Annotated in this window: 24 protein-coding genes; 14 read left to right on the forward strand and 10 right to left on the reverse strand. The window is 70.0% G+C overall.

The genetic code is table 11. From position 1 onward, the window contains the following. Positions 1-4: 4 nt before the first annotated feature. From BN1959_RS09835 to BN1959_RS09850, 4 genes are all read right to left on the reverse strand, one after another. Positions 5-799 carry an ABC transporter permease subunit gene (locus tag BN1959_RS09835; protein WP_053948491.1) on the reverse strand — a complete coding sequence of 265 codons (795 nt, stop codon included), beginning with the start codon at positions 797-799 and terminating at the stop codon, positions 5-7. Continuing rightward, positions 796-1,761 carry an ABC transporter ATP-binding protein gene (locus BN1959_RS09840; protein WP_053948492.1) on the reverse strand — a complete coding sequence of 322 codons (966 nt, stop codon included), beginning with the start codon at positions 1,759-1,761 and terminating at the stop codon, positions 796-798. The genes BN1959_RS09835 and BN1959_RS09840 overlap by 4 nt, the downstream gene beginning before the upstream one ends. A gap of 82 nt (positions 1,762-1,843) precedes the next feature. Next, entirely contained in the window at positions 1,844-2,476 is a 633-nt protein-coding gene (locus BN1959_RS09845) for a fibrillarin-like rRNA/tRNA 2'-O-methyltransferase (RefSeq protein ID WP_053948493.1), read from the reverse strand. Continuing rightward, positions 2,469-3,335 carry an NOP5/NOP56 family protein gene (locus BN1959_RS09850; protein WP_053948494.1) on the reverse strand — a complete coding sequence of 289 codons (867 nt, stop codon included), beginning with the start codon at positions 3,333-3,335 and terminating at the stop codon, positions 2,469-2,471. The genes BN1959_RS09845 and BN1959_RS09850 overlap by 8 nt, the downstream gene beginning before the upstream one ends. A gap of 103 nt (positions 3,336-3,438) precedes the next feature. Here BN1959_RS09850 and BN1959_RS09855 point away from each other — a divergent pair, with 103 nt between their 5' ends. After that, positions 3,439-4,278, forward strand: coding sequence for a ZIP family metal transporter (locus tag BN1959_RS09855; RefSeq protein ID WP_053948495.1), 840 nt, complete (start codon positions 3,439-3,441; stop codon positions 4,276-4,278). Between the two features lie 6 nt (positions 4,279-4,284). Here BN1959_RS09855 and BN1959_RS09860 read toward each other — a convergent pair whose 3' ends face one another. Beyond that, a complete protein-coding gene (locus tag BN1959_RS09860) occupies positions 4,285-4,866 on the reverse strand; it encodes a peroxidase-related enzyme (protein WP_053948496.1) in 582 nt (193 codons plus the stop codon). 72 nt (positions 4,867-4,938) lie between these two features. Here BN1959_RS09860 and BN1959_RS09865 point away from each other — a divergent pair, with 72 nt between their 5' ends. Continuing rightward, the gene (locus tag BN1959_RS09865; protein WP_053948497.1) at positions 4,939-5,670 is read left to right on the forward strand and encodes a GNAT family N-acetyltransferase; all 732 of its coding nucleotides are present in this window, start codon (positions 4,939-4,941) and stop codon (positions 5,668-5,670) included. Here the strand turns inward: BN1959_RS09865 and BN1959_RS09870 are convergent. Then, complete coding sequence (locus tag BN1959_RS09870) at positions 5,658-6,146, reverse strand: metal-dependent hydrolase (protein WP_053948498.1); 489 nt, start codon at positions 6,144-6,146, stop codon at positions 5,658-5,660. The two genes, BN1959_RS09865 and BN1959_RS09870, sit on opposite strands and share 13 nt — an antisense overlap. Before the next feature lie 142 nt (positions 6,147-6,288). Here BN1959_RS09870 and BN1959_RS14425 point away from each other — a divergent pair, with 142 nt between their 5' ends. Next, positions 6,289-7,908 (forward strand): ferritin-like domain-containing protein, encoded by a 1,620-nt coding sequence (locus BN1959_RS14425; RefSeq protein WP_237560322.1) that lies wholly within the window; start codon positions 6,289-6,291, stop codon positions 7,906-7,908. A gap of 76 nt (positions 7,909-7,984) precedes the next feature. On the opposite strand, the gene BN1959_RS09885 is transcribed toward BN1959_RS14425, so the two are convergent. Continuing rightward, positions 7,985-8,242 (reverse strand): CDGSH iron-sulfur domain-containing protein, encoded by a 258-nt coding sequence (locus tag BN1959_RS09885; RefSeq protein WP_053948499.1) that lies wholly within the window; start codon positions 8,240-8,242, stop codon positions 7,985-7,987. 105 nt (positions 8,243-8,347) lie between these two features. Between BN1959_RS09885 and BN1959_RS09890 the strand changes: the two genes are divergently transcribed. The 4 genes from BN1959_RS09890 to BN1959_RS09905 are packed head-to-tail and all read left to right on the forward strand — an operon-like array spanning position 8,348 to position 12,005. Then, complete coding sequence (locus tag BN1959_RS09890; RefSeq protein WP_053948500.1) at positions 8,348-9,136, forward strand: SDR family NAD(P)-dependent oxidoreductase; 789 nt, start codon at positions 8,348-8,350, stop codon at positions 9,134-9,136. A gap of 41 nt (positions 9,137-9,177) precedes the next feature. Then, positions 9,178-10,089 (forward strand): nucleoside hydrolase, encoded by a 912-nt coding sequence (locus tag BN1959_RS09895; protein ID WP_053948501.1) that lies wholly within the window; start codon positions 9,178-9,180, stop codon positions 10,087-10,089. Continuing rightward, positions 10,089-10,322, forward strand: a complete 234-nt coding sequence (locus BN1959_RS09900; RefSeq protein WP_053948502.1) for a hypothetical protein — start codon at positions 10,089-10,091, stop codon at positions 10,320-10,322. Before BN1959_RS09895 ends, BN1959_RS09900 begins: the two co-directional genes overlap by 1 nt. A 57-nt stretch (positions 10,323-10,379) precedes the next feature. Next, complete coding sequence (locus tag BN1959_RS09905) at positions 10,380-12,005, forward strand: potassium channel family protein (RefSeq protein ID WP_053948503.1); 1,626 nt, start codon at positions 10,380-10,382, stop codon at positions 12,003-12,005. On the opposite strand, the gene BN1959_RS09910 is transcribed toward BN1959_RS09905, so the two are convergent. Continuing rightward, positions 12,006-12,596 carry a DUF998 domain-containing protein gene (locus tag BN1959_RS09910; protein ID WP_079978658.1) on the reverse strand — a complete coding sequence of 197 codons (591 nt, stop codon included), beginning with the start codon at positions 12,594-12,596 and terminating at the stop codon, positions 12,006-12,008. It lies immediately after the preceding gene. Positions 12,597-12,658: 62 nt separating this feature from the next. Here BN1959_RS09910 and BN1959_RS09915 point away from each other — a divergent pair, with 62 nt between their 5' ends. Both BN1959_RS09915 and BN1959_RS09920 read left to right on the forward strand, forming a co-directional pair. Next, positions 12,659-13,042, forward strand: a complete 384-nt coding sequence (locus BN1959_RS09915) for a hypothetical protein (RefSeq protein WP_053948504.1) — start codon at positions 12,659-12,661, stop codon at positions 13,040-13,042. A gap of 105 nt (positions 13,043-13,147) precedes the next feature. Then, positions 13,148-15,319, forward strand: coding sequence for a DUF7527 domain-containing protein (locus BN1959_RS09920; RefSeq protein WP_053948505.1), 2,172 nt, complete (start codon positions 13,148-13,150; stop codon positions 15,317-15,319). Positions 15,320-15,346: 27 nt separating this feature from the next. Here the strand turns inward: BN1959_RS09920 and BN1959_RS09925 are convergent, their stop codons facing one another. Beyond that, positions 15,347-15,652 carry a hypothetical protein gene (locus BN1959_RS09925; protein ID WP_053948506.1) on the reverse strand — a complete coding sequence of 102 codons (306 nt, stop codon included), beginning with the start codon at positions 15,650-15,652 and terminating at the stop codon, positions 15,347-15,349. Positions 15,653-15,814: 162 nt separating this feature from the next. On the opposite strand from BN1959_RS09925, the gene BN1959_RS09930 reads away from it, so the two are divergent. The 4 genes from BN1959_RS09930 to BN1959_RS09945 all read left to right on the forward strand — a co-directional run bounded on the left by BN1959_RS09930 (position 15,815) and on the right by BN1959_RS09945 (position 19,397). Further along, the gene (locus tag BN1959_RS09930) at positions 15,815-17,137 is read left to right on the forward strand and encodes an adenylosuccinate synthase (protein WP_053948507.1); all 1,323 of its coding nucleotides are present in this window, start codon (positions 15,815-15,817) and stop codon (positions 17,135-17,137) included. A gap of 108 nt (positions 17,138-17,245) precedes the next feature. Next, complete coding sequence (locus BN1959_RS09935; RefSeq protein ID WP_053949375.1) at positions 17,246-18,775, forward strand: uracil-xanthine permease family protein; 1,530 nt, start codon at positions 17,246-17,248, stop codon at positions 18,773-18,775. A 49-nt stretch (positions 18,776-18,824) separates the two neighbouring features. After that, positions 18,825-19,013, forward strand: a complete 189-nt coding sequence (locus BN1959_RS09940; RefSeq protein WP_053948508.1) for a methytransferase partner Trm112 — start codon at positions 18,825-18,827, stop codon at positions 19,011-19,013. A 39-nt stretch (positions 19,014-19,052) separates the two neighbouring features. Then, entirely contained in the window at positions 19,053-19,397 is a 345-nt protein-coding gene (locus BN1959_RS09945; RefSeq protein WP_053948509.1) for a BsuPI-related putative proteinase inhibitor, read from the forward strand. A 6-nt stretch (positions 19,398-19,403) separates the two neighbouring features. Here the strand turns inward: BN1959_RS09945 and BN1959_RS09950 are convergent, their stop codons facing one another. Further along, positions 19,404-20,339: an NAD-dependent epimerase/dehydratase family protein gene (locus BN1959_RS09950; RefSeq protein ID WP_053948510.1), complete on the reverse strand. Its 936-nt coding sequence runs from the start codon at positions 20,337-20,339 to the stop codon at positions 19,404-19,406. A gap of 93 nt (positions 20,340-20,432) precedes the next feature. Here BN1959_RS09950 and BN1959_RS09955 point away from each other — a divergent pair, with 93 nt between their 5' ends. After that, positions 20,433-21,014: a tRNA (cytidine(56)-2'-O)-methyltransferase gene (locus BN1959_RS09955; RefSeq protein ID WP_053948511.1), complete on the forward strand. Its 582-nt coding sequence runs from the start codon at positions 20,433-20,435 to the stop codon at positions 21,012-21,014. The last annotated feature ends 245 nt before the right edge of the window (positions 21,015-21,259 follow it).

Genomic DNA, 21,259 nt, shown 5'->3' on the forward strand with positions numbered 1-21,259 from the left:
GCGTTCAGAGATCGATCCGGGCGAACCGTCGAACGCCGAGCGCCAGCGGAACCGTCGCCCAGAGGGTGAGCACGAGAGCCATCGCTCCCGATCCCAGAAGCGGCGTGGTGACCGCGACACCGTAGATCGCACCCGGATCGCTGATCACCTGACTGTACGCGCCGAACGGGCTCAGTCGCCCGAGCAACTGAAACGCCACTCGCGGCGCGGGGACCCCGAGGTCGGCGAGGACGCCGTGGAGGATCGACGCGACCTGCGGCCAGAGCAGCGTTCCGGCGAACAGTCCGACCGCCCCCACGACGGCACGTGTCGCGGAGTCGACGGTGACGGAGACTGCGAGCCCGAGCGAGACGTAGGTCACCCCAACCGCCAGCGTGAACAGCACGAAGCCGGCCAGTCGGCCCGGCGCCACCTGCGCGGGGAGGGCGAGGAAGACGACCACACAGGCACAGAGCCCCGCAGCCAGCGACCCGACGACGACGAGCAGGCGAGCGCAGAGTACGCCCGCCGCGACCGTCGCCCGCTCGATCGGTGTGGCGAGCAGCAGGCGGAGCCGCCCGGCATCCCGGGCGCCGGCCACGGCCGGCGCGGCGGCGAGCACGCCGACGAGCGGAACCGCACCGCCCACGACCAGCCACGTCGACAGCAGCAGGAACCGGAAGCCCGGATCGTCCCCCAGCCCGAACCCGACGAGGACGCCGCCGACCGGCGCGGCGAGGAGGACCACCAGCACGGCCTTGAGCAGAAGCGACCGCCGGACGACGAGCAGGTCGTGGCGCGCGACCTCCGTGACGCTCACGGCGACCCACCGTCCTGTGCCGCAAGCGCACCGTCGGCAGCGGCTCTCGCGTCGCTGTCGGTCGTGTACTGTTCGAACAGCCGCTCCAAGGAGCGCCCCTCGACCGAGAAATCCGCCACCGTCGCGGCGTCCACGGCGGCCGCGACGGCCTCGGCCTTGGCCGGCGCCTCACGACAGCCGAGGACGACTTCCCAGCCGTCGACAGTCACGTCGAACACCCCGTCGACCGTCCGGAGACGGCGCAGGACTGGTTCGCCGGGCGCCTCGTCGAGTTCCAACCGGAGTCGCTCGGCGCCGCCGGTTCGCTGTCTGAGCCCGTCGACGGTGTCGACCGCCACGAGCCGGCCGTCGTTCATGATCCCGACGCGGTCACACACCGCCTCGACCTGCGCGAGGTGGTGGCTGGAGAAGAAGACGGCCGTTCCGTCGTCGACGGCGCCGCGGACGATCTCGCGCAGGGTCGTGATTCCGGTCGGATCGAGGCCGCCCGAGGGCTCGTCGAGCACGAGAAGGTCGGGATCGCCCGCGATCGCGGTCGCGAGCGCGAGTCGCTGCCGCATCCCCTTCGAGAACCCCCCGGCGGGACGGTCGCGGTCGGCGGCGTCGAGGCCGACCACATCACACAGGCGGTCGGGGTCGTCGTCGACCCCTTTCAGCCGGCAGATGGAGCGGAGGTGCTCGCGTGCGGTCAGCCCCTCGAACACCCCGTAGCGTTCGGGCAACACGCCGACGTCCCGCCGCAGGACGCTCCCGGCCGCGGTGGTGTCCCGACCGAGAAGTTCCGCTCGGCCGGCGGTCGGCGTTGCGAACCCCAGCAGGAGATCGATGGTCGTGGACTTCCCGGCGCCGTTCGGCCCGAGGAAGCCGAACGCCTCGCCAGCGTCGACTCTCAGGTCGAGGTCGTCGACGGCGGTGACGGCGCCGTACTCCTTCCGGAGCCCGTCCGTCCGGATAGCTGCCATACCTGTCCGCTGTGTCGGCGAGGTGTAAAGTACAGGGATAGAACAAACGGCCGTCGAAGCTTGTGGCGTGCTCTCGTGGCGCTTACCGCTTCCGGGCGACGATCCCGAGGTGATCGTCGTGGTAGCGGTCCAGCCGCATCGTTTCGAGCAGTTCGTACTCCGCCCGCAACGTCTCCCGGACGTCCTCGAACACCTCGTCCGGCTCCGCGACCACGTCCTCGCTGCGGGCCTTGATCGCCGCCAGCAGCAGGCCGTCGTCGGCGAGGAACGCCGCGTTCCGGGTCGCCACCTCGGCCTGCCCGCGGGTCGCCACGTCCTGCACGATGCAGTCGAGCCCGGACTCCACGACGCCGGCGTACTCCCGTGGCTTCCGGGCGTCGGCGAGCAGTGGGAACAGGTTCGGCCGGCTCTCGGCCACGTCGACCAGATCCCGGACCGGTCGCGGCGCGAACTCCACCGCGTACGTCGGCCCCGCGAAGTCGGCGACGTGGCTGACGGTCGTCCCGGAAGCGGCACCGAGGTACAGCACTGACTCCCCGCCCTGCAGACGAGTGTCCATCCCGAGTTCGAGCATCGCACCGAGCTTCGACCGCCCGGCGTCCCACACCCGCCGGGCGTCGACGATCGGTTCGCCGTACACCGGTTCGCCCTCGGTCGTCAAGCGATCCTCGCCGGCGACAGTCCGGCGCTCGACGCCGGCGGGAAGCTCACTCATCGGCCACCTCCTCCTCGTCCGTCGCACGCGCGCGAATCGTCTCCATCCGCTCCCGCAGGTCCTCGTGGACGCTCTCCCGGCGGTCGCCGCTGTAGTAGTCGATCCGGGCGACGATCGAGAGCTTCCCTGCGAGCGCGCGCGCTGCCGAGCCGCGGTCCTCGGGACGCGTGCCGCGGACGAACTCGTGGGTGAAAATCACGCCGTGTTTGGGCGAGGGAGCGTGCCCCCGCAGGTGCGCGAACAGCGCGTCCTCCGCGCCGAGCACCTGCACGGTGCCGGAGGGTTTCTTCGCGAGCGATTCCAGCCCGCCGGCAAGCGAGATAAGGCGTGCGGCGAGCACGGGGCCGGCCATCTCTGCGAGGTTCGGCGCCACCTCGGGCGCGCGGCGCTCGATGAACGCCCGCAGGTCGTCGCGTTCCTCGCGGAGGTCGACCACGCGCTCGGCCAGCGAGATCGCCCGTTCCTCGGTGGCGTCCGCGGGCTCGCGCTGGGCGACGACGGCCGCGAAGTCGAGTCCCGTGGCGTCTTCCTCCACGTCCATGAGCGCGCCGGCCCACTCCTCCAGTCGCTCGGCGAGCTCGTTCGCGGTTCGCTCGGCGTCGTCCATCGCCCGCAGCGTGTGGATCAACTGTTGGTCGTCCGCGCGCTCGGCCGCGCGTGCGGCCTCGCGAGCGGCGTCGACGGTCGCCTCGTGGAGCCGGTCGTAGTACTCGTCCTCGTCGGCGGCGAACCCGGCGTCGACGGCCAGCGCCGGCCAGTCGCGGGGCTCGTCGGCCTCACCCTCCCGGATCGCCGCCGCCGCGGCCTCGGGGTCGCCGGGGTCGATGCCGGCGAACCAGGCGTCGTCAGTTTCGGTCATGGCCGGCCCTACCTGCCGTGGTCGTATAGGCGTTCCCGAAACGGCCGCGCCGGCGTCGCCGCGGGCCGAGCGTATTTAGGCCCGGCCCACACTCCTTCCCCCAATGACGCCGTTCCAGTCGATGCTGCTAGTGAGCACGCTGGTGGGGCTGGCAACGGGCCTCGGCGCGATCCCGACTTTGTTCGGCGCCCGCGTGAGCCACCGCACGTACGACGCGGCGCTCGGGCTCGCGGGCGGCATCATGGTCGCGGCGTCGGTGTTCGGCCTCATCATCCCCGGCAGCGAGCAGGGCGCGCTCTCGGCGGTGATGGTCGGCGTGTTCCTCGGCGGCTTCGGCCTGCTCGCGGGCAACCGCGTGCTCCCGCACCTCCACACGGAGTACCACCGACGGCGCGGCCACGGCGGGGGCGAGATCGACGACGGGGACGACCACGGGAGCGACGTCGAGTTCGATGGGAGCGACGGGGGGAGCGACGACGCGGCGCTCGACGACCGACTCCGCCGCGCCGCACTGGTCGGCGGCGCGATCACGCTCCACAACGCGCCCGAGGGGCTGGCGATGGGGATCGCCTACGCCTCGGGACTGGAGGAGGTGGCGATCGTGCTCGCGATCGTGATCGCGCTCCAGAACGTCCCGGACGGGTTCGCGTTCGCGATCCCGGTCGCTCAGTCGGGCGTCTCGACGCCGAAGGTGTTCCTCTACACCACGCTCTCGGGGACGGTCCCGCAGGTGATCGGCTCGGTGTTCGGCTTCGCACTCGTCGGGATCGCCCAGGGGATCTTCCCCGTCGCCGCCGGCTTCGCCGCGGGCGCGATGCTCGCGGTCGTCCTCCGGGAGATGGTCCCCTCCAGCCACGGCCACGGCTACGCCGACGCCGCGACGGCGGCGTTCCTCGTCGGTTTCGTGCTGCTCGTCGTCGTCGACGCCGCAGTCGGCGCCTGACCGCGGTCAGCGCCCCATCGTGTGGAACTCCGAGTTGGGCCGCATGTCCGCGAACATCGCCATCCGGTTGCTGAGGTTGAAGAAGGCGGTCACGGCGGCGATATCCCACATCGCTTCGGGGCTGTACCCCACCTCGGCCAGCCGTTCGAGGTCGGCCTCCGTCACGCGGTCGGGGTGTTCGGTCAGCTTCACGGCCACGTCGAGCATCGCCATCCGTTTCTCGCTCACGTCGGCCTGTCGGTAGTTCGCGACCAGCTGGTCGGCGAGCTCGGGGTCGCCCGAGTAGATCCGCAGCAGCGCGCCGTGGGCGACGTTGCAGTAGTAGCAGTGGTTCCGCCCCGAGACCGCGACGACGATCATCTCCACCTCCTCGCGGTCGAGCGCGGTGTCGTCCACGAGCGCGTCGTGGTAGTCGAAGAACGCCCGGAAGTGGCTCGGCTTGTACGCGAACGCCGAGAACACGTTCGGCGTGAAGCCGGCCTCTTCGGTCTCCTCCGTGATACGGTCCTGCAGATCCTCGGGAAGCTCCTCGAACTCGGGCACCTCGAAGCGGGTCATCGCGTCGTCATCGAGCGTTGGGTCGGCCATCGCCGGCCGTTGGGCGGGCGGCCACTTCAAGACGACCGCTCTTTTTGCGTCTCGCGCTCAGAGGTGGAAGCGATGACGCTCGCGCCCGACACCGAGGACCGGATCGCCCGCCACTGGGCCGAGCGGCTTGACTGTTCGCCCGCGGTGTTCTCGGAATCGGGGGTCACGGTCGTCGACACGGCCACCGAGGGGACGATCCGCCTCGTCCGCCGCAGCGACGCGCTGGTCGTGGCCGCCCCCGCGGATCTCCAAGCCGCGCTCGTCGAGGCCGCAGACACACTCAGCGACGCCGACCTCCCCGCGACCGAGGCGGTGACGCGTGCGCTGGCGGATAGCGACACCGGCGTCGATGCCGTCCACGGTCCGTACTTCCTCGGCTACGTCGACGAGGCCTCGTTCTCGCCGGTCGACACCGATGCCCGCCTGCTCGTCGGCGCCGACCGGGACGCGTTCGAACGACTCCGCGAGCGCGTCCCGGGCGAGGAGTGGGCCCGCGCCTCGCCCGTGTTCCGGCCCGGGCAGACCGCGGGGCTGTTCGTCGACGGCGAGCTCGCGGCGGTCGCGACGCTGACCCACCTCCCGTTCCCTGACGTGGGCGTCGTCGTCGACCCCGAGCACCGCGGGCGCGGCTACGGGCGCGCGGTCGTCTCCACGATCACGAAGACCGCGTTCGATGTGGACAGGAACGCGGTGGTCCGCTACCGCACCCGCGAGTCGGCGCCGGCGTCGGTCGCGCTCGCCAGGTCGCTGGGGTACGAACGCTGGGCGATCAGTGCGGTGCTCGTCACCGATCAGACGCCCTGAGCCGCCAGCGAGCCCGCGGCGGCGAGCGCGAAGGTTCCCAGCAGGAACAGCCCCCAGTTCGCGAGCGTGTTGTCCGCGCGGGTGACGTAGAGGCTGAACTCCCGGCCCCACGGCCAGAACAGGTCCACGCCCGCGGGCGTGAGCACGTCGCCGAGCAGGTGGGCGCTGACGCTGACGAAGCCGACGAAGAAACCGAACAGCGAGAGCTGGAGCCGGCCGACCGTCCCCACGCCCTCGGCCAGCAGCGCGCCCGCGCCGGCGAACGCCCCGCCGACGAGCCCGGCGAACAGCAGCGAGTGGGTCGGTCCACGGTGCGGGACCCCGGGAATTCGGTGGTCCACGTCGGGCAGCATCGCGAGCCAGAGCATCGCGCCGCCGGTCACGAGCGCCGCCAGCGGCTGGCCGATCGCGACCAGCAGGGAGCCGATCGGGGCGAACACGAGCATCGACACCCCGAGGTGGCCGGTCCGGTACACACCCCGACTGCGCGCGCCATCGGCCTAAACAGTTCCGCGTAGCACCCGCCCGGGAGCAGATTACCTCGTTCCCTTCCGTTAACGTCCCCATACGGGCTGAAATCGGATCATAACTTACTCCGCCAGCGACGTGGGCGCGACTGTGGCAAACTTCGACCTACTCGAATCGGACGACGACAGTCGTGAGACAAGTGTCGACCGACGAACCGTGATGAAGGCACTCGGCGTCGGCGCCGTCGCAAGCGCCGGCTTCGCCGGGACTGCGAGCGCCCACGAAGCGATCGGCAAGCCCGCGTTCTACGGCACGGAGAAGCTCTCGGTGTGCGTCTCCGGTAACTCCGGCGTACTCATGGCTCGAGAGACCGAGGACGGCTACGACGTCGGCTTCGTCGTCGGGCCGAACGAACTCGAACCCTACCCGGACGGAAAGCCGCGCTACAGCGGCAACTACACCCTCTCGGTGGCCGACGACGACGTGCCGGACGGGCAGATCATCGGGGTCCAGATCGCCGGCACGCGCTGGGTGAACCCCAACGAGGTCGCACAGGATGCACTCGCCGCCGAGCGCGAGCAGCTTGACTCGACTCACCCCCGCCCGGAGGGGCTCTCCGTCGGGCAGGACGACGGACTGCCCTGTGAGGGTCCGCCCGCGGCCGCGCCCGACGTGCCGCTGCTGAACTACGCGCTCACGCTCGAGCATCTGGAGTACGCGTTCTACCGCGACGGGCTGATGGCGTTCTCCGACGACGAGCTGATGAACGCGGACGCGCTCTCGGGCTTCGGTGCGACGATCCGGACAGCCGTCCCGGGCTACCTCGCGACGGTTCGCGACCACGAGAAAGCTCACGTCGACGCGCTGACCGCGACGATCGAGTCGCTGGGCGGCGATCCGGTCGCCGAGGGAAGCTACGAGTTCGGCTACACCACCGCCTCGGAGTTCTTCGCCGTCGCACAGGCGCTTGAGAACACCGGGGTCGCCGCCTACGCCGGCGCCGCGCCCCAGATCGTGGACAACGGGCTGCTGACGGTCGCGGCGGGCATCCACAGCGTCGAGGCCCGCCACGCGAGCTTCCTGAACGTCGTCAACGGTGACCAGCCGTTCCCGGACGCCGTCGACGAGGCCAAATCCATCGATGAGGTGCTCGGAATCGCCGGCGGGTTCGTCACCAGCGAGGTGGACCCGAGCGTCTACGAGCTCCGCGAGTACCGGCCGGTCCACGACCGCAAGCGCCCGGACGACACGAGCGACCTCGACGTGCTCAACTACGCACTGACGCTCGAACACCTGGAGAACGCGTTCTACCGCGATGGAATCGCCGAGTTCAGCGACAGTGAACTGCGCGACGCCGACGTGCTCCACCAGTTCGACGACGGGCTGCGTGATCTCGTGCCCGGCTACCTCCGGACCGTCGGCGACCACGAGGCGGCCCACGTGTCGGCGATCTCCGACACGATCGAGGCGCTGGGCGGCACGCCCGTCGAGGAAGCGACGTACGATTTCGGCTACGAAACGCCCTCGGAGTTCTTCGGCGTCGCGAAGGCGCTGGAGAACACGGGTGTCGCCGCCTACGCCGGCGCCGCGCCGACCGTCGCCAACGACGACGTGTTCAACGCCGCGATCGGGATTCACAGCGTCGAAGCCCGGCACGCGGGGTTCCTCAACAAGCTCAACGGCGACTCGCCGTTCCCGGACGCCGTGGACGAGCCGAAGACGATGAGCGAGGTCGGGTCGATCGCCGCCCAGTTCATCGTCGAGGAGTGACGTCGGCGGTCCCCGGCTCGGCCCTTCTCGGCAGCGAGCGCGGGTCCACCAGCCGCGCAGTCGATCGCCCGACGCGTCAGTCCGACTTCTCCTCGCCGTACTCGACGGTCTCGCCGTCCGCGAACGTGACGCTCGCGATCTCGCGGCGCTCCCCGTCGACGTAGCAGTACACGCCGTCGCCCTCGTCCTCTGTCCGTCGGTGGGAGCCGTCACAGAACGGGTGGTCGTCGCTGAGCCCGCAGCGACAGACCGCGATGTCGCCCTTCTCGGGATCGATGTCCTCCTCGTCGAGATACCTCGGCGACTGCTTCTCCCGGCTCACGTGGCGGGCCATGCCCGTCGATGGGTCGCCCGCCCCGATAGCTCTTGGGCGGGACGATCCCGACGGCGTCACGCGAACGCGTCGGGAATTAAGTGCGGTTCCGCCGTGGGCGGGGGTATGGGTACAGTTCAGTACGACTTCACCGACGAGACGGTCGTCGTCACCGGCGGGAGCTCCGGCATCGGGCGAGCGATCGCGCTCGCGTTCGCCGACGCCGGCGCGACCGTCCTCAACGCCGACATCGACCCCGAGCCGAAGGACCGCGACGCCGAGAAGCCGACCCACGAGCGCATCGAGGCCGACGGCGGCACCGCCGAGTTCGTCGAGACCGACGTCTCCGACCCCGCGGAGATCCGCGTCGCCGTCGAGGCCGCCCGCGAGTACGGCGGCGTCGACGTGATGGTGAACAACGCCGGCCTCTACATCGGCGGCGCGATGCGGGAGATTACCGAGGAGGAGTTCGACCGCATCCACGCGGTCAACGCAAAGGGGGTGTTCTTCGGCACCCAGATCGCCGCCAACGACATGATCGACCGCGGCGTCGCGGGCCGCATCGTCAACACTGCCTCCATCAGCTCGAACGTCGCGCAGTTCGGGCAGGTGCAGTACGACTCCACCAAAGGGGCAATCCGGATGATCACCCGCGGCTCGGCGCTCGAACTGGCGGAGCACGAGATCCGGGTCAACGCCGTCGCCCCCGGGCAGATCGCGACGGAGTTCCTCGAGGGGTGGACCGAGGAGGCCCAGGAGGGCGCCGAGGAAGGGGAGTTCCTCAAGCCGGTTCCGCTGGGCCGGGCGGGGTTCCCGACCGACGTGGCGCCCGCGGCGGTGTTCCTCGCGAGCGACGCCGCGGGGTACGTGACGGGTGAGCTGCTCCACGTCGACGGCGGCTGGCAGATCATCTGAGTCGCGGGGGGTATTTGTCGGGCGGGCCAGAACGCGGGGCCATGTCACGGAAGGTGCTGCTCGACGTCGACCCGGGCTGTGACGACGCCGTCGCGCTGGGGCTGGCGCTCGCGAGCGACGAGCTCGACGTGGTCGGCGTGACGACGGTCGCCGGCAACACGAGCGTCGACAACGCGACACGGAACGCACTGTCGGTGCTGACGCTGTTCGACCGGACGGACGTGCCCGTCGCCGCGGGCTGTGGTCGGCCGCTGGCACACGAACTCGAGACCGCCGAGGAGATCCACGGCGAGGGCGGGATCACCGGCGAGCTGCCCGGACCGGCCGCCGAGCCCGTGTCGACGGACGCGCCGGCGTTCATCCGCGAGCAGGCGACCGAACACGACGATCTGACGCTCGTCGGACTGGGCCCGCTGACGAACGTCGCGGTCGCGCTGATGAGCGACCCCGACCTCCCCGAGCGCCTCGAGGAGGTCACCGTGATGGGCGGGACGATCCGCGCGACCGGCAATCGGACGCCGATGGCGGAGGCGAACTTCTACTCCGACCCTGCCGCGGCGAGACGCGTCGTCTGGGACGCGAACCCGAAGGTCGCGGGGCTGAACGTCACCCACCGCGCCCAGGTGCCGCCGGGTGTCGTCGACGGCGACTCGGCGACCGCGGAGACGATCCGGGCGTGGCTCGACTACTACCCCGACTGGGTGCGCGAGAGCGTCGGCCTCGAACACGCCGCACAGCACGACGCCCTCGTGGTCGCGGGCCTGTTCGCGGACGTGCTGACCCACGAGTCGGCGCCGACCGACGTGTTCGTCGACGACGGCGATGCCCGCGGCGCGGTGATGTTCGACGAGTACGGCCTCACCGACGCCGAGCGGACCGCCCGGGTCGCCGTCGACGTGGACGTCGACCGCTTCCGGGCACTCCTGGGCGAGCGGCTCTCCCGACTCGTCTGATGGCGGCCGACGCGGACGCGCTCCCGTTCTCGCGGTGGTGGCTGGTGGCCGTCGGCGCGCTCGCGATGGGTACGGCCGGCACGTACCAGTTCGTCTGGTCGTCGATCCGCGGGCCGCTGGGCACGCAGGTCGGCGCCTCGGAAGCGACGCTCGGCTGGAGCCAGTCGTTCCTGCTCGGTGCGGGGCTACTGGCCGTCGCCGCGATGTTCGGCGTGCGCCCAGTCGAACGCTGAGGTTCGGACCGCACCGGGGCCCGGCGGTTTTTAGCCCCTCCCCCCGGACTGGAGGGTATGGCGAACCCGGCGCGGCGTGTTGGGCTCTACCTCCTCGGGACGGCCGCGGTGATCCTGGCCTACGCCCTCCTCTACCAGTTCGGGATGGCGCGGCTGGAGGGGGTGGAGATGCGGTTCATCGAGGCGCTGCACGTCGTCGTCGAGACGTTCACCACCGTCGGCTACGGCGAGCAGGCCGGCCAGTGGGACACCACGCCGATGCTCGCGCTGTCGATCGCGATGCAGTTCACCGGCGTCGCGCTCATCTTCCTCACGCTGCCGGCGTTCGTGCTGCCGCTGTTCGCGGAGGCACTGTCGTCGGGACCGTCCCGCACGTTCGACGGCGAGGGGCACATCGTGATCTGTTCGTTCTCGCCGACGGTCGACACGCTGATCACCGAACTGAGCGCGCGCGGTCAGCCGTACGTCGTCGTCGAGTCGGATCTCGACGCCGTCGAGTCGCTCCGGGCAGACGGCGTCGAAGTCGTCCACGGCGACCCCGAGGAGGTCGAGACGCTCGAAGCCGTCTCCATCGCCGCCGCCAGCGCGGTGGTGGTGGCCGACGACGACGAGACGAACGCCAGCGTGATCCTCGCCGCCCAGCACGTCGCTCCCGAGACCCGGGTACTGAGCCTCGTCGAGGACGAGAGCCACGCGGACTACCACCGCTACGCCGGCGCCGACGAGGTGATCCATCCCCGGGACGTGCTCGGGGAGTCGCTGGCGGGCAAGGCGTCGGCCGCCCTCTCCTCGGAGCTGAGCGGCGCGGTCGAGATCGCCGACGAGTTCGAGGTCGGCGAGCTGCTGGTCCAGCGGGGCTCGCCACTCGACGGGAGCACGATCGGCGACTGCGGGATCCAGGAGCTGCCGGGGGCCAACATCATCGGCGCGTGGTTCCGCGGCGAGTTCGTCTCGGCACCCGATCCGGGCCGGACTATCGACGAGCACACCGTGTTGCTCGTCGCCGGGCCGGAGGACGGCGTCGAGACGATGAAACAGCGGAGCATCGCCGAGGGTCGCTCGGCGCGGTCCGGCATCACGATCGCGGGCTACGGCGTCGTCGGCTCCGCGGTCGCCGAAGCGATCACCGCCGCGGGCGTCCCGGCCACCATCGTCGACGTGGAGGACAAACCCGGCGTGGACATCGTCGGCGACGTAACCGACCCGGCGACCCTGGAGGACGCAGGGATCGAGAGCGCCGAGGCGCTGGTGCTCGCACTGGCCGACGACACGACCGCGCTGTTCGCGGCGCTCGTAGCCAAACAGGTCGCGCCGGAGACCAACGTCATCGCGCGAGCCAACGAGGCCGACTCGCCGCCGAAGCTCTACCGCGCCGGCGCGGAGTACGTGCTCTCGCTGCCGACCGTCAGCGGCCGGATGCTCGCGTCGAAACTGCTCGACGAGGAAGTGATCACGCCCGAGACACAGGTCGAGGTCGTCAGACGGGAGGCGCCCGCGCTGGTGGGCCACTCGCTCGCGGACGCGGACGTACGCGCCCGAACCGGCTGCACCGTCATCGCGATCGAACGCGACGGCCGGACGATCACGTCGATCGACGCGGGGATGCGGATCGAGGAGGGGGACACGCTGGTCGTGGCCGGCGACGACGACGCCGTCGACGCGTTCGCCGAGCTCGCGACGTAGCTACGTCGGGCGGCCGGGGCGTTCGGGGCTGAGCGCGACCACCCAGACACCGAACAGCACCGCGCCCACGAACTCCGGGACGGCGATCCCACGACCGCCCAGCCACAGCAGCCACACGGGCCACGCGAGCGGTGCGAGCACGCCCGCGAGTAGCGCGAGCTTCCCGGTGTCGAGCCGGAAGCGGGCGACGCCGTCGACCACCGCGGTCAGCGCGGCGAACACGAAAAACGAGATCGCGAACGGGAAATGCAGCGGCCGGCCGGCGGGGGCGAGGCCGACGCCGACCATCCCGACCAGTGCGAGTAGGTACGTCACCGCGCGCAGGTGGCCCAGCGGGTCGGCCCCAGCGCTCCACAGCGCCCACGCGTACGGCGCGCCGACGAGGCCGCCGACGACCAGCGAGCCGTTGAACAGCCACGCGCTCCCGGGCGTCACGCCGAGATCCGAGAGCGCCCCGGCCCAGGAGAACGTCGGCGAGAGCACCGTCGCGAGGAGTATCCCCCCGATCGACACGACGACCGCGACCGGCCCCGTGAGGCGTGCGATCTCCCGCCGCGGAGTGGCGGCGTCCAGCGAGAACTGAGCGGACACGGGTCGGCTCACGGACGCCTCTTAGTTATCCCTTCGGACGTTCGCCCGGAGTGGGTGGATTGATGTACGAGCCACCGCTTTTCACGAACGTGACTCAGCCCTCGCCGACGCTGTTCGCCTACGGGAGCCGGCTCCGGCCGGTCCGCGACGGGCGGTTCGCCGACGCCGCGAGCGCGCTCGCGTGGCTGTTCGGCGCCGCCGCGACGGTCGCCCACCCGGCGGGGATGCTCGTCGCCGCCCTCCCCCTGGCGATCGTGGCCACGTCGATCGAGCGCGCGGTCGCGAGCACTGCGAGCTTCGGGATCGTCGTCGTCGCCGCCGGCGCGGTCTGGCTGACGGTGACGGGATCGCTCCCGCCGACACAGGGGGCCCCTCCGGTAGCGATCGTCGCGCTGGCGCTACTCGGGGCGCCGATCGTGGCCGCGGTCGTTCGGGCGCTCGGCTGACCGTCGCCGCTGTGCCTGTCCCGCCGTGAACGCGTCAGACCGCTGTCCGGATCGGGGGACGCTCCACAAAGTATTTTGACCGCACCGGGCGAGTACCGATCAACGATGGAGAGTCAAACGGTCGAGCGGGTGACCGACTGGGATTCGGAGCCGTTCTCCGACGGCCACGCCGGGCTCCGGGAGCTCGCCGAAGGGGAGTTCACGGGGGCGGTTACCGACGGCGGGGCGTGGCTGTTCATGCTCAACGGCCGGGTCCTCGGCGTGTTCGACGGCGACATGGACCGGTTCGCCGACGCCGACGGCACAGCCTACGTCGCTCCCGACCGTTCGCTTCCCCTGCTGTTCGCGATGCAGGAGACCGGTGGCGAGGTCCGGGGGGAGTACTACACCGAGGAGACGCCGATCTCGGAGGTGGATCAGACGCTGCAGTCGGGCAACTTCACGGGCTACGTCGAACTCTCGGAGAACGTGCTCTCGGGTGATTACTACCTCGTCTACTACGGCGGCCGCCGGCTGCCCGTCGCGTTCATCGGGAACCAGCGTCGGCGCATCTCCGGCGACGAGGCGTTCGAGCGCGCCGACGACGAGGTCGGCATCTACCGGGTCAGAACCGTCGACCTCGACATCGTCGACGTGCCCGAGCCGGACTCCTTCGGCGACGCCGCGGCCGCCGCCGCGAGCACCGACGAGCCCGAGACGGGTGGGGAGTCCGCCCCGGGCGAAGAGTCCATCGCGGACGAGAACGCCACATCGGGTCGGGAGCCGTCCGCTCCGAACGGTGGAGCCGCGACGGGGGCAGAGCCCAGCACTGCCGGCGCGGCTGAACGGGCCGACACCCCAGAGGGGGACGACGAGGAGAGTTCGGCCGACGAATCCCGGGCTGGGGCGGCCGGGAGCGACGACGAACCGTCGGTTTCGCGGACCCCTCGCGACCGGTCGTCGGAGGCGGAAACAGCCGACAGTGGGGCCGAGGAGACGGAGTCGACCGCGTCGATGCGAACGGACCGATCGGCGGGCGAAGCCGCGGAGGCGGCGATGTCCGGCGGCGACGAATCGAGGTCGGCAGACGAGTCGACTGCGCGGTCCACAGCCGGAGCGTCGACCGAGCGATCGTCGGCCGGGGGATCCTCGGGGGCCCGAGAGCGGTTCGAAGCCGAGTCCGAGTGGCGGGAGGGGGCGACGATCCCGGCGCTCGACCCCGAGAACTCCGTATCACGGGAGTCCGACGACGACGGGAGCTCCGAGCCCACGCCGACAACGGAGCCGGCGTCGAGCAGCGAGTCGGCCGAGGAGGTCGAGGCGCTCCGCGAGGAGCGCGACCGGCTCCGCGAGCACGTCGAGGAGCTGGAGGCCGAAACCGACCGTCTCGAGTCGGAGAACGAACGGCTCTCCGGCGAGCGCGACCGGCTCGAACGCGAGCGCGACGAGGCGGCGGCGACCGCCGAGGAGCTGGAAGCCGAGCTCGAGGAGCTCAGGTCGACCGTCGACCGGCTGGAGACGGAGCTCGAAGCGGCCGAGTCCGAACTCGAAGCGGTCCAGCAGTACGTCCCCGAGGGCGACCACGAGATCACGCCGGAGGAGGCGATGGCCGGCACGAACCTGTTCGTTCGCTACGAACGCAAGGGCGGGCCGACGCTCGAAGACGCCCACTCCGGCGACGCCGGCCGCGATGCGGTCAACGACAACCTCCGGCTCGAACACCACACGGAGTTCGACGACGACGGCGCAGTCGTCGACGGCCGACCGTTCGAGGAGTGGCTCCACGACACCATCGAGTACGGGTTCGTGGAGTGGCTGACCCGGACGTTCGTCCACGACGTTCGGGAGACGCGGAATCAGACGTCGATGGGGACGCTGTACGACGCGCTCCCGAAGATCGACCGGATCGAACTCCGCGGCGAGGTGACCCTCGGCGAGGAGGCCGAGGAGGAGCGTGTCTCCTTCGACGTGGTGCTGCGCGACCGGATGGGCCAGCCGCTGGTCGTCACCGACCTCAACGACTCCCGGGAGCCCGCGACCGAGCCGATGCTCGAGTCGCTGATCCGGAACGCCACCCCCGTCGCCGAGAGCAACGAGGAGCTGTCGGCGGCGTTTTTCGTCACGTCGAGCTACTACGAACCGGGCGCGCTCGAAACCGCCGAGGAGGCCACCGGCGGCGGGCTCCTGAAGCGCAGCAAGAACAAGAGCTTCGTCAAGCTCTCACGGAAGGAAGGCTACCACCTCTGTCTCGTGGAGACCCGCGAAGGCGAGTTCCACGTCAGCGTTCCGGAGCTGTAGACCGGCGTTTCAGAACTGCAGAAACCGTCAGTTCTCGGCTTCCGGCGCCGACTCGATCCGCATGTCCCGCAGCTTCTCGACGGTGTCGTCCAGCTTCTCGTCGAGGTCTTCGACGAACTCCGCGGTGTGATCGGTCGTGATCGCACCCTGGCTCGACGGCTCGATGAGGTTCTCTTCTTCGAGGACGCGCAGCGAGTAGCGTACCTTGTGGTGGGGGTAGCCGGTCTCGTTCGACATCTTCACGATACCGATCGGTTCGTTCTCGATGACCATTCGGAGGACCTGGAGGTGCCGCTCCAGCATGTCCACTTCTTTCTCCAGTCGATCTATCATGCTGTATGTTAACTTCTCTTGCGAGAGGTTAAAACTTCCCCTCGACCGTCGGGGGGATCTGGGTGGTATAGCTACACACGGGGCGAAGTTAACCGTTCCGACCACGGCTGGTGCGATAGCGGCATCGAAATCGGTTTAGCCGGGGCTACTGAACCGCCGCACATGACCGTCACAATCGTCGGGGCGCAACTCGGCGACGAAGGCAAGGGCGCCCTCGTCGACCGCTGGGGCGAGGAAGCCGACACAGTCGTTCGGTATCAGGGCGGCGACAACGCGGGCCACACCGTCGTCGAGGACGGCGAGGAGTACAAGCTCTCGCTGGTCCCGAGCGGCTGCGTCCGCGGGAAGACCGGCGTGCTCGGCAACGGCTGCGTGGTCAACCCCCGGACGCTGTTCGACGAGATCGAGAGCCTGCGGGAGCAGGGGCTCGACCCCGACGTCCGCGTGGCCAAGCGGGCCCACGTCATCATGCCGTACCACCGCGTGTTCGACCAGATGGAGGAGGCCGACAAGGAGGACACCGACATGAAGGTCGGCACCACCGGGCGCGGGATCGGCCCGACGTACGAGGACAAGGCCGGCCGGCGCGGCGTCCGGGTCGGCGACCTCCTCGACGTCGACGTGCTCCGGAGCCGGCTGGAGTACACCGTTGCCCAGAAGCGCGCGATCGCGGAGGATGTGTTCGGGATCGACACCGGCGTCGAGTTCGACGTCGACGAGCTGGTCGCGGAGTACGCCAACTACGGCCAGCGGCTCCGGGAGAACGACATGCTCGTCGAGGCGGGCGACTTCCTCCACGAGCAGCACGAGTCGGGCGGCAACCTCCTGTTCGAGGGTGCACAGGGAACGAGCATCGACATCGACCACGGGAACTACCCCAACGTCACCTCCTCGAACCCGACCGCCGGCGGCGCCGCCGTCGGCTCGGGCGTCGGCCCCGGCATCGTCGGCGCCGGCGAGATCGTCGGCATCGTGAAGGCGTACCTCTCCCGCGTCGGCGAGGGGCCGCTCCCGACGGAGATGGACGCCGACGAGGCCGAACTCGCCGACGAGATCCGCGAGAAAGGTGGGGAGTTCGGCACCGTCACCGGCCGGCCGCGACGGATCGGCTGGCTCGACGTGCCGATGCTGCGCCACGCCGCGCGACGCTCGTCGTTCACCGGGCTGGCGGTGAATCACGTCGACGTGCTCGCGGGGCTAGAGGAGCTGAAGGTCTGTCACAGCTACGAGCTCGATGGCGAGACCCGAACCACGGTGCCCGCCACCACCGAGGAGTGGGCGCGGTGTGAGCCGAACTTCCGGGAGTTCGAGACGTGGAGCGAGCAGGACTGGAGCGCAGTCGCCGCCGAGGGGTACGAGGCGCTGCCTGCCGCCTGCCGCGACTACCTCGAATACCTCGAAGGCGAACTCGACGCGCCCGTCTACGCCGTCGGCGTCGGCCCCGACCGGGACCAGACCGTCGAGCGCCAGACCCCCTGGGAGTAAGGCACCCAGCGCCGCCCCGGATGCGGGCCGTATTTACGGGCGAGGCTGAACCGTCCGGGTAGACAGTCGATGAGCGAAGCGCCGAACCCGGAGACCCCGCCGGAGGGGATGGCGGGCGAGCCCGGAACCGAGTCGGTCGAACAGTCGGAGGACATCGAGTACGGGGTCGACGAGCGCCCGCCCGCGGGCGAGTCGGCGCTGCTCGGTCTCCAACACTACCTCACGATGGTGGGGGCAAACATCGCCGTCCCCCTCGCGCTCGCGACCGCGATGGGGATGCCCGCCGCGGTGCAGCCGCTGTACGTCGGTACCTTCTTCGTCGTCTCCGGCGTCGGGACGCTGCTCCAGACGGTCGTCGGGAACCGCTATCCGATCGTGCAGGGGGCGACGTTCTCGATGCTGGCGCCCGCGCTGGCCATCATCGGGTTCGTCGGCACGGGTAACTGGGAGCAGGCGATCCTCGCACTCCAGGGGGCGATCATCGTCGGCGGGATCGTGGAGGCGGTGTTCGGCTACCTCGGCGTCATGGGGTGGCTCAAACAGTATCTCTCGCCGGTAGTGATCGCCCCGACGATCGCGCTCATCGGGCTCTCGCTGTTCAGCGCGCCACAGGTCGTCGCCGCCGAGCAGGCGTGGTGGCTGCTCGGCCTCACCGTGCTCCTGATCGTCGGCTTCAGCCAGTACGTCGACGACGCCCACCGCGCGTTCCGGCTCTACCCCGTTCTGCTGGGAATCGCCGTCGCGTGGGCGCTCGCGACCGGGCTTTCGGTGCTCGGAGTCGTCCCCGCGGACTCGCCGGCGTTCGTCGATCTCTCGGTCGTCGCGAACGCGAGTCTGATCCAGATTCCGGCGCCGCTGCAGTGGGGGATGCCGACGTTCCGGACCTCGTTCGTGATCGGGATGTTCGCGGGCGTGCTGGCCTCGATGATCGAGTCCTTCGGTGACTACCACGCCGTCGCCCGCCTCGCCGGCGAGCGCGCACCCTCCGCACGGCGGATCGACCACGGGGTCGGGGTCGAGGGGATCGCGACCGTGTTCGCCGGGATCATGGGCACCGGGAACGGCTCGACCTCCTACTCCGAGAACATCGGCGCGATCGGGCTGACCGGCGTCGCTTCTCGTTTCGTGATTCAAGTCGGCGCGGTGCTGATGCTGATCGCGGGCTTCGTCGGCTACGTCGGCGCGCTGATCACCACCATCCCCGACCCGATCGTCGGCGGGCTCTACGTCGCGATGTTCGGGCAGATCGTCGCGGTCGGGCTCTCGAACCTGAAACACGTCGACCTCGACTCCTCGCGCAACGCGTTCGTCGTCGGCATCTCGCTGTTCGTCGGGCTCGCGCTTCCGGCGTACATGGGCAACGTCGGGAGCGCCGCCGCCTTCGCGGAGGGGGTGGCGGCGACGCCGATCGTCGGCCCGCTGCTCACCGCGCCGATACTCCCCGACGCGACGCTGCAGATCGTCGCCGACACCGTCTACGTCGTCGGCGGGACGGGGATGGCCGTCGGCGGGCTGGTCGCGTTCGTGCTCGATAACACGATCGACGGCTCCCGCGTCGAACGCGGGCTCGACGAGTGGGACGAACTCACCGAGGAGTCCGGCGCGTTCCGGTCGGCGTACGAACGCTACGTGAAGTAGCCCCGCGGAACCCGCAGCCTTTTGCCCCGGCCGGCCCGACGAACAGCGCATGAAGGAGTCGCTGATGGAGATCGTCTGCTGCCCGATGGACAAACACGACCTCGAACTCGACGCGACGGAGCGCGACGACGGCGAGATCATCTCCGGGACGCTGACCTGCACCGACTGCGGCGAGTCCTACCCCATCGAAGACGGCATCCCGAACCTGCTGCCGCCGGACATGCGCGACGACGCCTGACGCGGGAAGGTTTTTCTGGCCGTCGCTGGAACTGTGGCCGTGCTCGAAAGCTCCCTCCACAGCCGACAGCGCGACGGCGCGCTCGCGTTCGAACTCACCGTCGAGAACCGGGGCGACGAGCCCGTGGAACTCTCCTTTACCGACGGCCAGCGCGTCCGCGTCTCCGTCTACCCGGCCGACGCCGACGACGACGCGTCGCCGCTGTGGCGCTCGGACGCCGACCAGATGTTCGCACAGGTGCTCGGCAGCGAGACGATCCCGGCCGGCGAGAGCGTAACGTTCGACGCCGCGTGGCAGTCACCCGAGGCGGGGGAGTACCTCGCAGTCGGCGAAGTAACCTGTCAGAATCGAGAACTCGACGCCGAAGAAACCGTTCTGGTCTGAGCCGGGCTACCGGAGCTCGTCGTACAGCTGTTCGGCCGCGCGTCGGACCGCCGCGTCGCTGGCCTCCGGCACGTCGTGGAACGCCGAGAGCTTGCTCGTGTCCAACCGCATCTTCGGCACGTCGCCGGTCCAGCCACGGTCACCGCCAGTGAACGCGTACTCGGGGTCGAGATCCATCACGTCGGCGACGATGTCCGCGATGTCGACGACGGACGTGGTAGTCTTCGAACCGAGGTTGTAGAGGTTGTACTCGCCGTCGGCGTGCTCGACCACGTCGCGGATCGCGGCCGCGCAGTCCGCCACGTGGAGGTAGGACTTCTCCTGCTTGCCGTTGCCGAGGATCGTGAGCGTCTCGGGGTCGTCCTGCAGTTTCTGGATGAAGTCCGGAATCACGTTGCCTCGCTGGCGCGGGCCGACGATGTTCGCGAACCGGAACACCCACGACTGGATGCCGTAGGAGTGGGCGAACGTCGACACCACGCCCTCGTCGGAGAGCTTCGAGGCGCCGTAGATGCTGATCGGTTCCAGCGGCGCGTAGTCCTCCGGCGTCGGCCGGGGGGCTTCGCCGTACACCGTCGATGACGAGGTGAACGCAAGCGCGTCACAACCCACTTCGCGCATCCGTTCGAGGACGTTGTACGTCATCTCGGTGTTCTCCTCGAACACCCGGCGCTCCTCCTCGGGATCGTCGACGCGCACGTCGGTGTGGGCCGCGAAGTGGAACACGATATCCGTCTCCTCGTCGATGACGCGTGCCACGTCGTCGGGGGCGAGCATGTCGGCCTGCTCGAACGCGACGCCCTCCGGAACCGCCTCGCGCTCGCCCTTCGAGAGGTCGTCGACTGCCAGCACGTCGTTCTCGTCGGCCAGCATCCCCGCGAGGTGGGAGCCGACCAGTCCGGCGCCGCCGGTCACGACCACGGTCTGCCCGCTGAGGTTCATACCCGCGACTGTTCGGGTTCGGGGAAGTGCGTTCCGATCGCTCGCGGCCGGGAAACCGAAAGCGCCACCCCTCCGCCATGGTTTCGTCGGCGTATGCACGACGCCCCGGAGTGCTGTGTGCTCCGGTTCGGCCACCGGCCGGGCCGGGACGACCGCATGACGACCCACGTCGGCCTCACTGCCCGCGCGCTTGGCGCCGACCGCGTGATCTTTCCGGACAACGCCGGCCAGTCCGCCGAGACGGTGCGGGACATCACCGACCGCTTCGGCGGCCCCTTCGAGGTGGAACTCCGGGAGGACCAGCGTGCGATCATCCAGAACTGGGACGGGACGGTCGTCCACCTCACGATGTACGGCGAGGAGGTCCAGACCGTCCAAGACGAGATCCGCGAGACCCACCACGACGAGCCGATCCTGATCGTCGTCGGCGGCGAGAAGGTGCCGTTCGAGGTGTACGACCACGCGGACTGGAACGTCGGTGTCACGAACCAGCCCCACTCGGAGGTCGCCGGCCTCGCCGTGTTCCTCGACCGCCTGTTCGACGGCGACGAACTCGACCGCGAGTGGGAGGGCGGCGAGCAGCGCGTGATCCCGAAGGAGACTGGCAAGCGCGTGGTCGATCCGGAGCTCGTGGACGAGGACGGGAACGTGGACGAAGCCGACGACGACGCCTGACTTTCGGAGCATCGACGCGCATGCTCGCAGTTCCGCGGTGGCGCGAAGCGCTCGCGCCTCCGTGCGCGAGCCGAGCGCGAGGGATGAGCGAGTGAGCGGAGCGAACGAGCGAATCGGCTGGGGAGGTGTGTGGGCTGTGCGGTCGGGCGGGGCTGAAAGGGGCAGTTCGCTCGGGGAACCCGGCCGACGCAAGCACCGCCGCGGAGTGAGCGGAGCGAACGAAGCGAGGAGCGCAGCGAGGCCCG

The organism is Halolamina sediminis, from assembly GCF_001282785.1.
Lineage (GTDB): Archaea > Halobacteriota > Halobacteria > Halobacteriales > Haloferacaceae > Halolamina > Halolamina sediminis.

Coding starts and splice junctions, on each gene's coding strand:
- BN1959_RS09840 (WP_053948492.1), bottom strand. CDS start 1,761: ATGGCAGCTATCCGGACGGACGGGCTCCGGAAGGAGTACGGCGCCGTC.
- BN1959_RS09845 (WP_053948493.1), bottom strand. CDS start 2,476: ATGAGTGAGCTTCCCGCCGGCGTCGAGCGCCGGACTGTCGCCGGCGAG.
- BN1959_RS09850 (WP_053948494.1), bottom strand. CDS start 3,335: ATGACCGAAACTGACGACGCCTGGTTCGCCGGCATCGACCCCGGCGAC.
- BN1959_RS09855 (WP_053948495.1), top strand. CDS start 3,439: ATGACGCCGTTCCAGTCGATGCTGCTAGTGAGCACGCTGGTGGGGCTG.
- BN1959_RS09860 (WP_053948496.1), bottom strand. CDS start 4,866: ATGGCCGACCCAACGCTCGATGACGACGCGATGACCCGCTTCGAGGTG.
- BN1959_RS09865 (WP_053948497.1), top strand. CDS start 4,939: ATGACGCTCGCGCCCGACACCGAGGACCGGATCGCCCGCCACTGGGCC.
- BN1959_RS09885 (WP_053948499.1), bottom strand. CDS start 8,242: ATGGCCCGCCACGTGAGCCGGGAGAAGCAGTCGCCGAGGTATCTCGAC.
- BN1959_RS09890 (WP_053948500.1), top strand. CDS start 8,348: ATGGGTACAGTTCAGTACGACTTCACCGACGAGACGGTCGTCGTCACC.
- BN1959_RS09895 (WP_053948501.1), top strand. CDS start 9,178: ATGTCACGGAAGGTGCTGCTCGACGTCGACCCGGGCTGTGACGACGCC.
- BN1959_RS09900 (WP_053948502.1), top strand. CDS start 10,089: ATGGCGGCCGACGCGGACGCGCTCCCGTTCTCGCGGTGGTGGCTGGTG.
- BN1959_RS09905 (WP_053948503.1), top strand. CDS start 10,380: ATGGCGAACCCGGCGCGGCGTGTTGGGCTCTACCTCCTCGGGACGGCC.
- BN1959_RS09915 (WP_053948504.1), top strand. CDS start 12,659: ATGTACGAGCCACCGCTTTTCACGAACGTGACTCAGCCCTCGCCGACG.
- BN1959_RS09920 (WP_053948505.1), top strand. CDS start 13,148: ATGGAGAGTCAAACGGTCGAGCGGGTGACCGACTGGGATTCGGAGCCG.
- BN1959_RS09925 (WP_053948506.1), bottom strand. CDS start 15,652: ATGATAGATCGACTGGAGAAAGAAGTGGACATGCTGGAGCGGCACCTC.
- BN1959_RS09930 (WP_053948507.1), top strand. CDS start 15,815: ATGACCGTCACAATCGTCGGGGCGCAACTCGGCGACGAAGGCAAGGGC.
- BN1959_RS09935 (WP_053949375.1), top strand. CDS start 17,246: ATGGCGGGCGAGCCCGGAACCGAGTCGGTCGAACAGTCGGAGGACATC.
- BN1959_RS09940 (WP_053948508.1), top strand. CDS start 18,825: ATGAAGGAGTCGCTGATGGAGATCGTCTGCTGCCCGATGGACAAACAC.
- BN1959_RS09950 (WP_053948510.1), bottom strand. CDS start 20,339: ATGAACCTCAGCGGGCAGACCGTGGTCGTGACCGGCGGCGCCGGACTG.
- BN1959_RS09955 (WP_053948511.1), top strand. CDS start 20,433: ATGCACGACGCCCCGGAGTGCTGTGTGCTCCGGTTCGGCCACCGGCCG.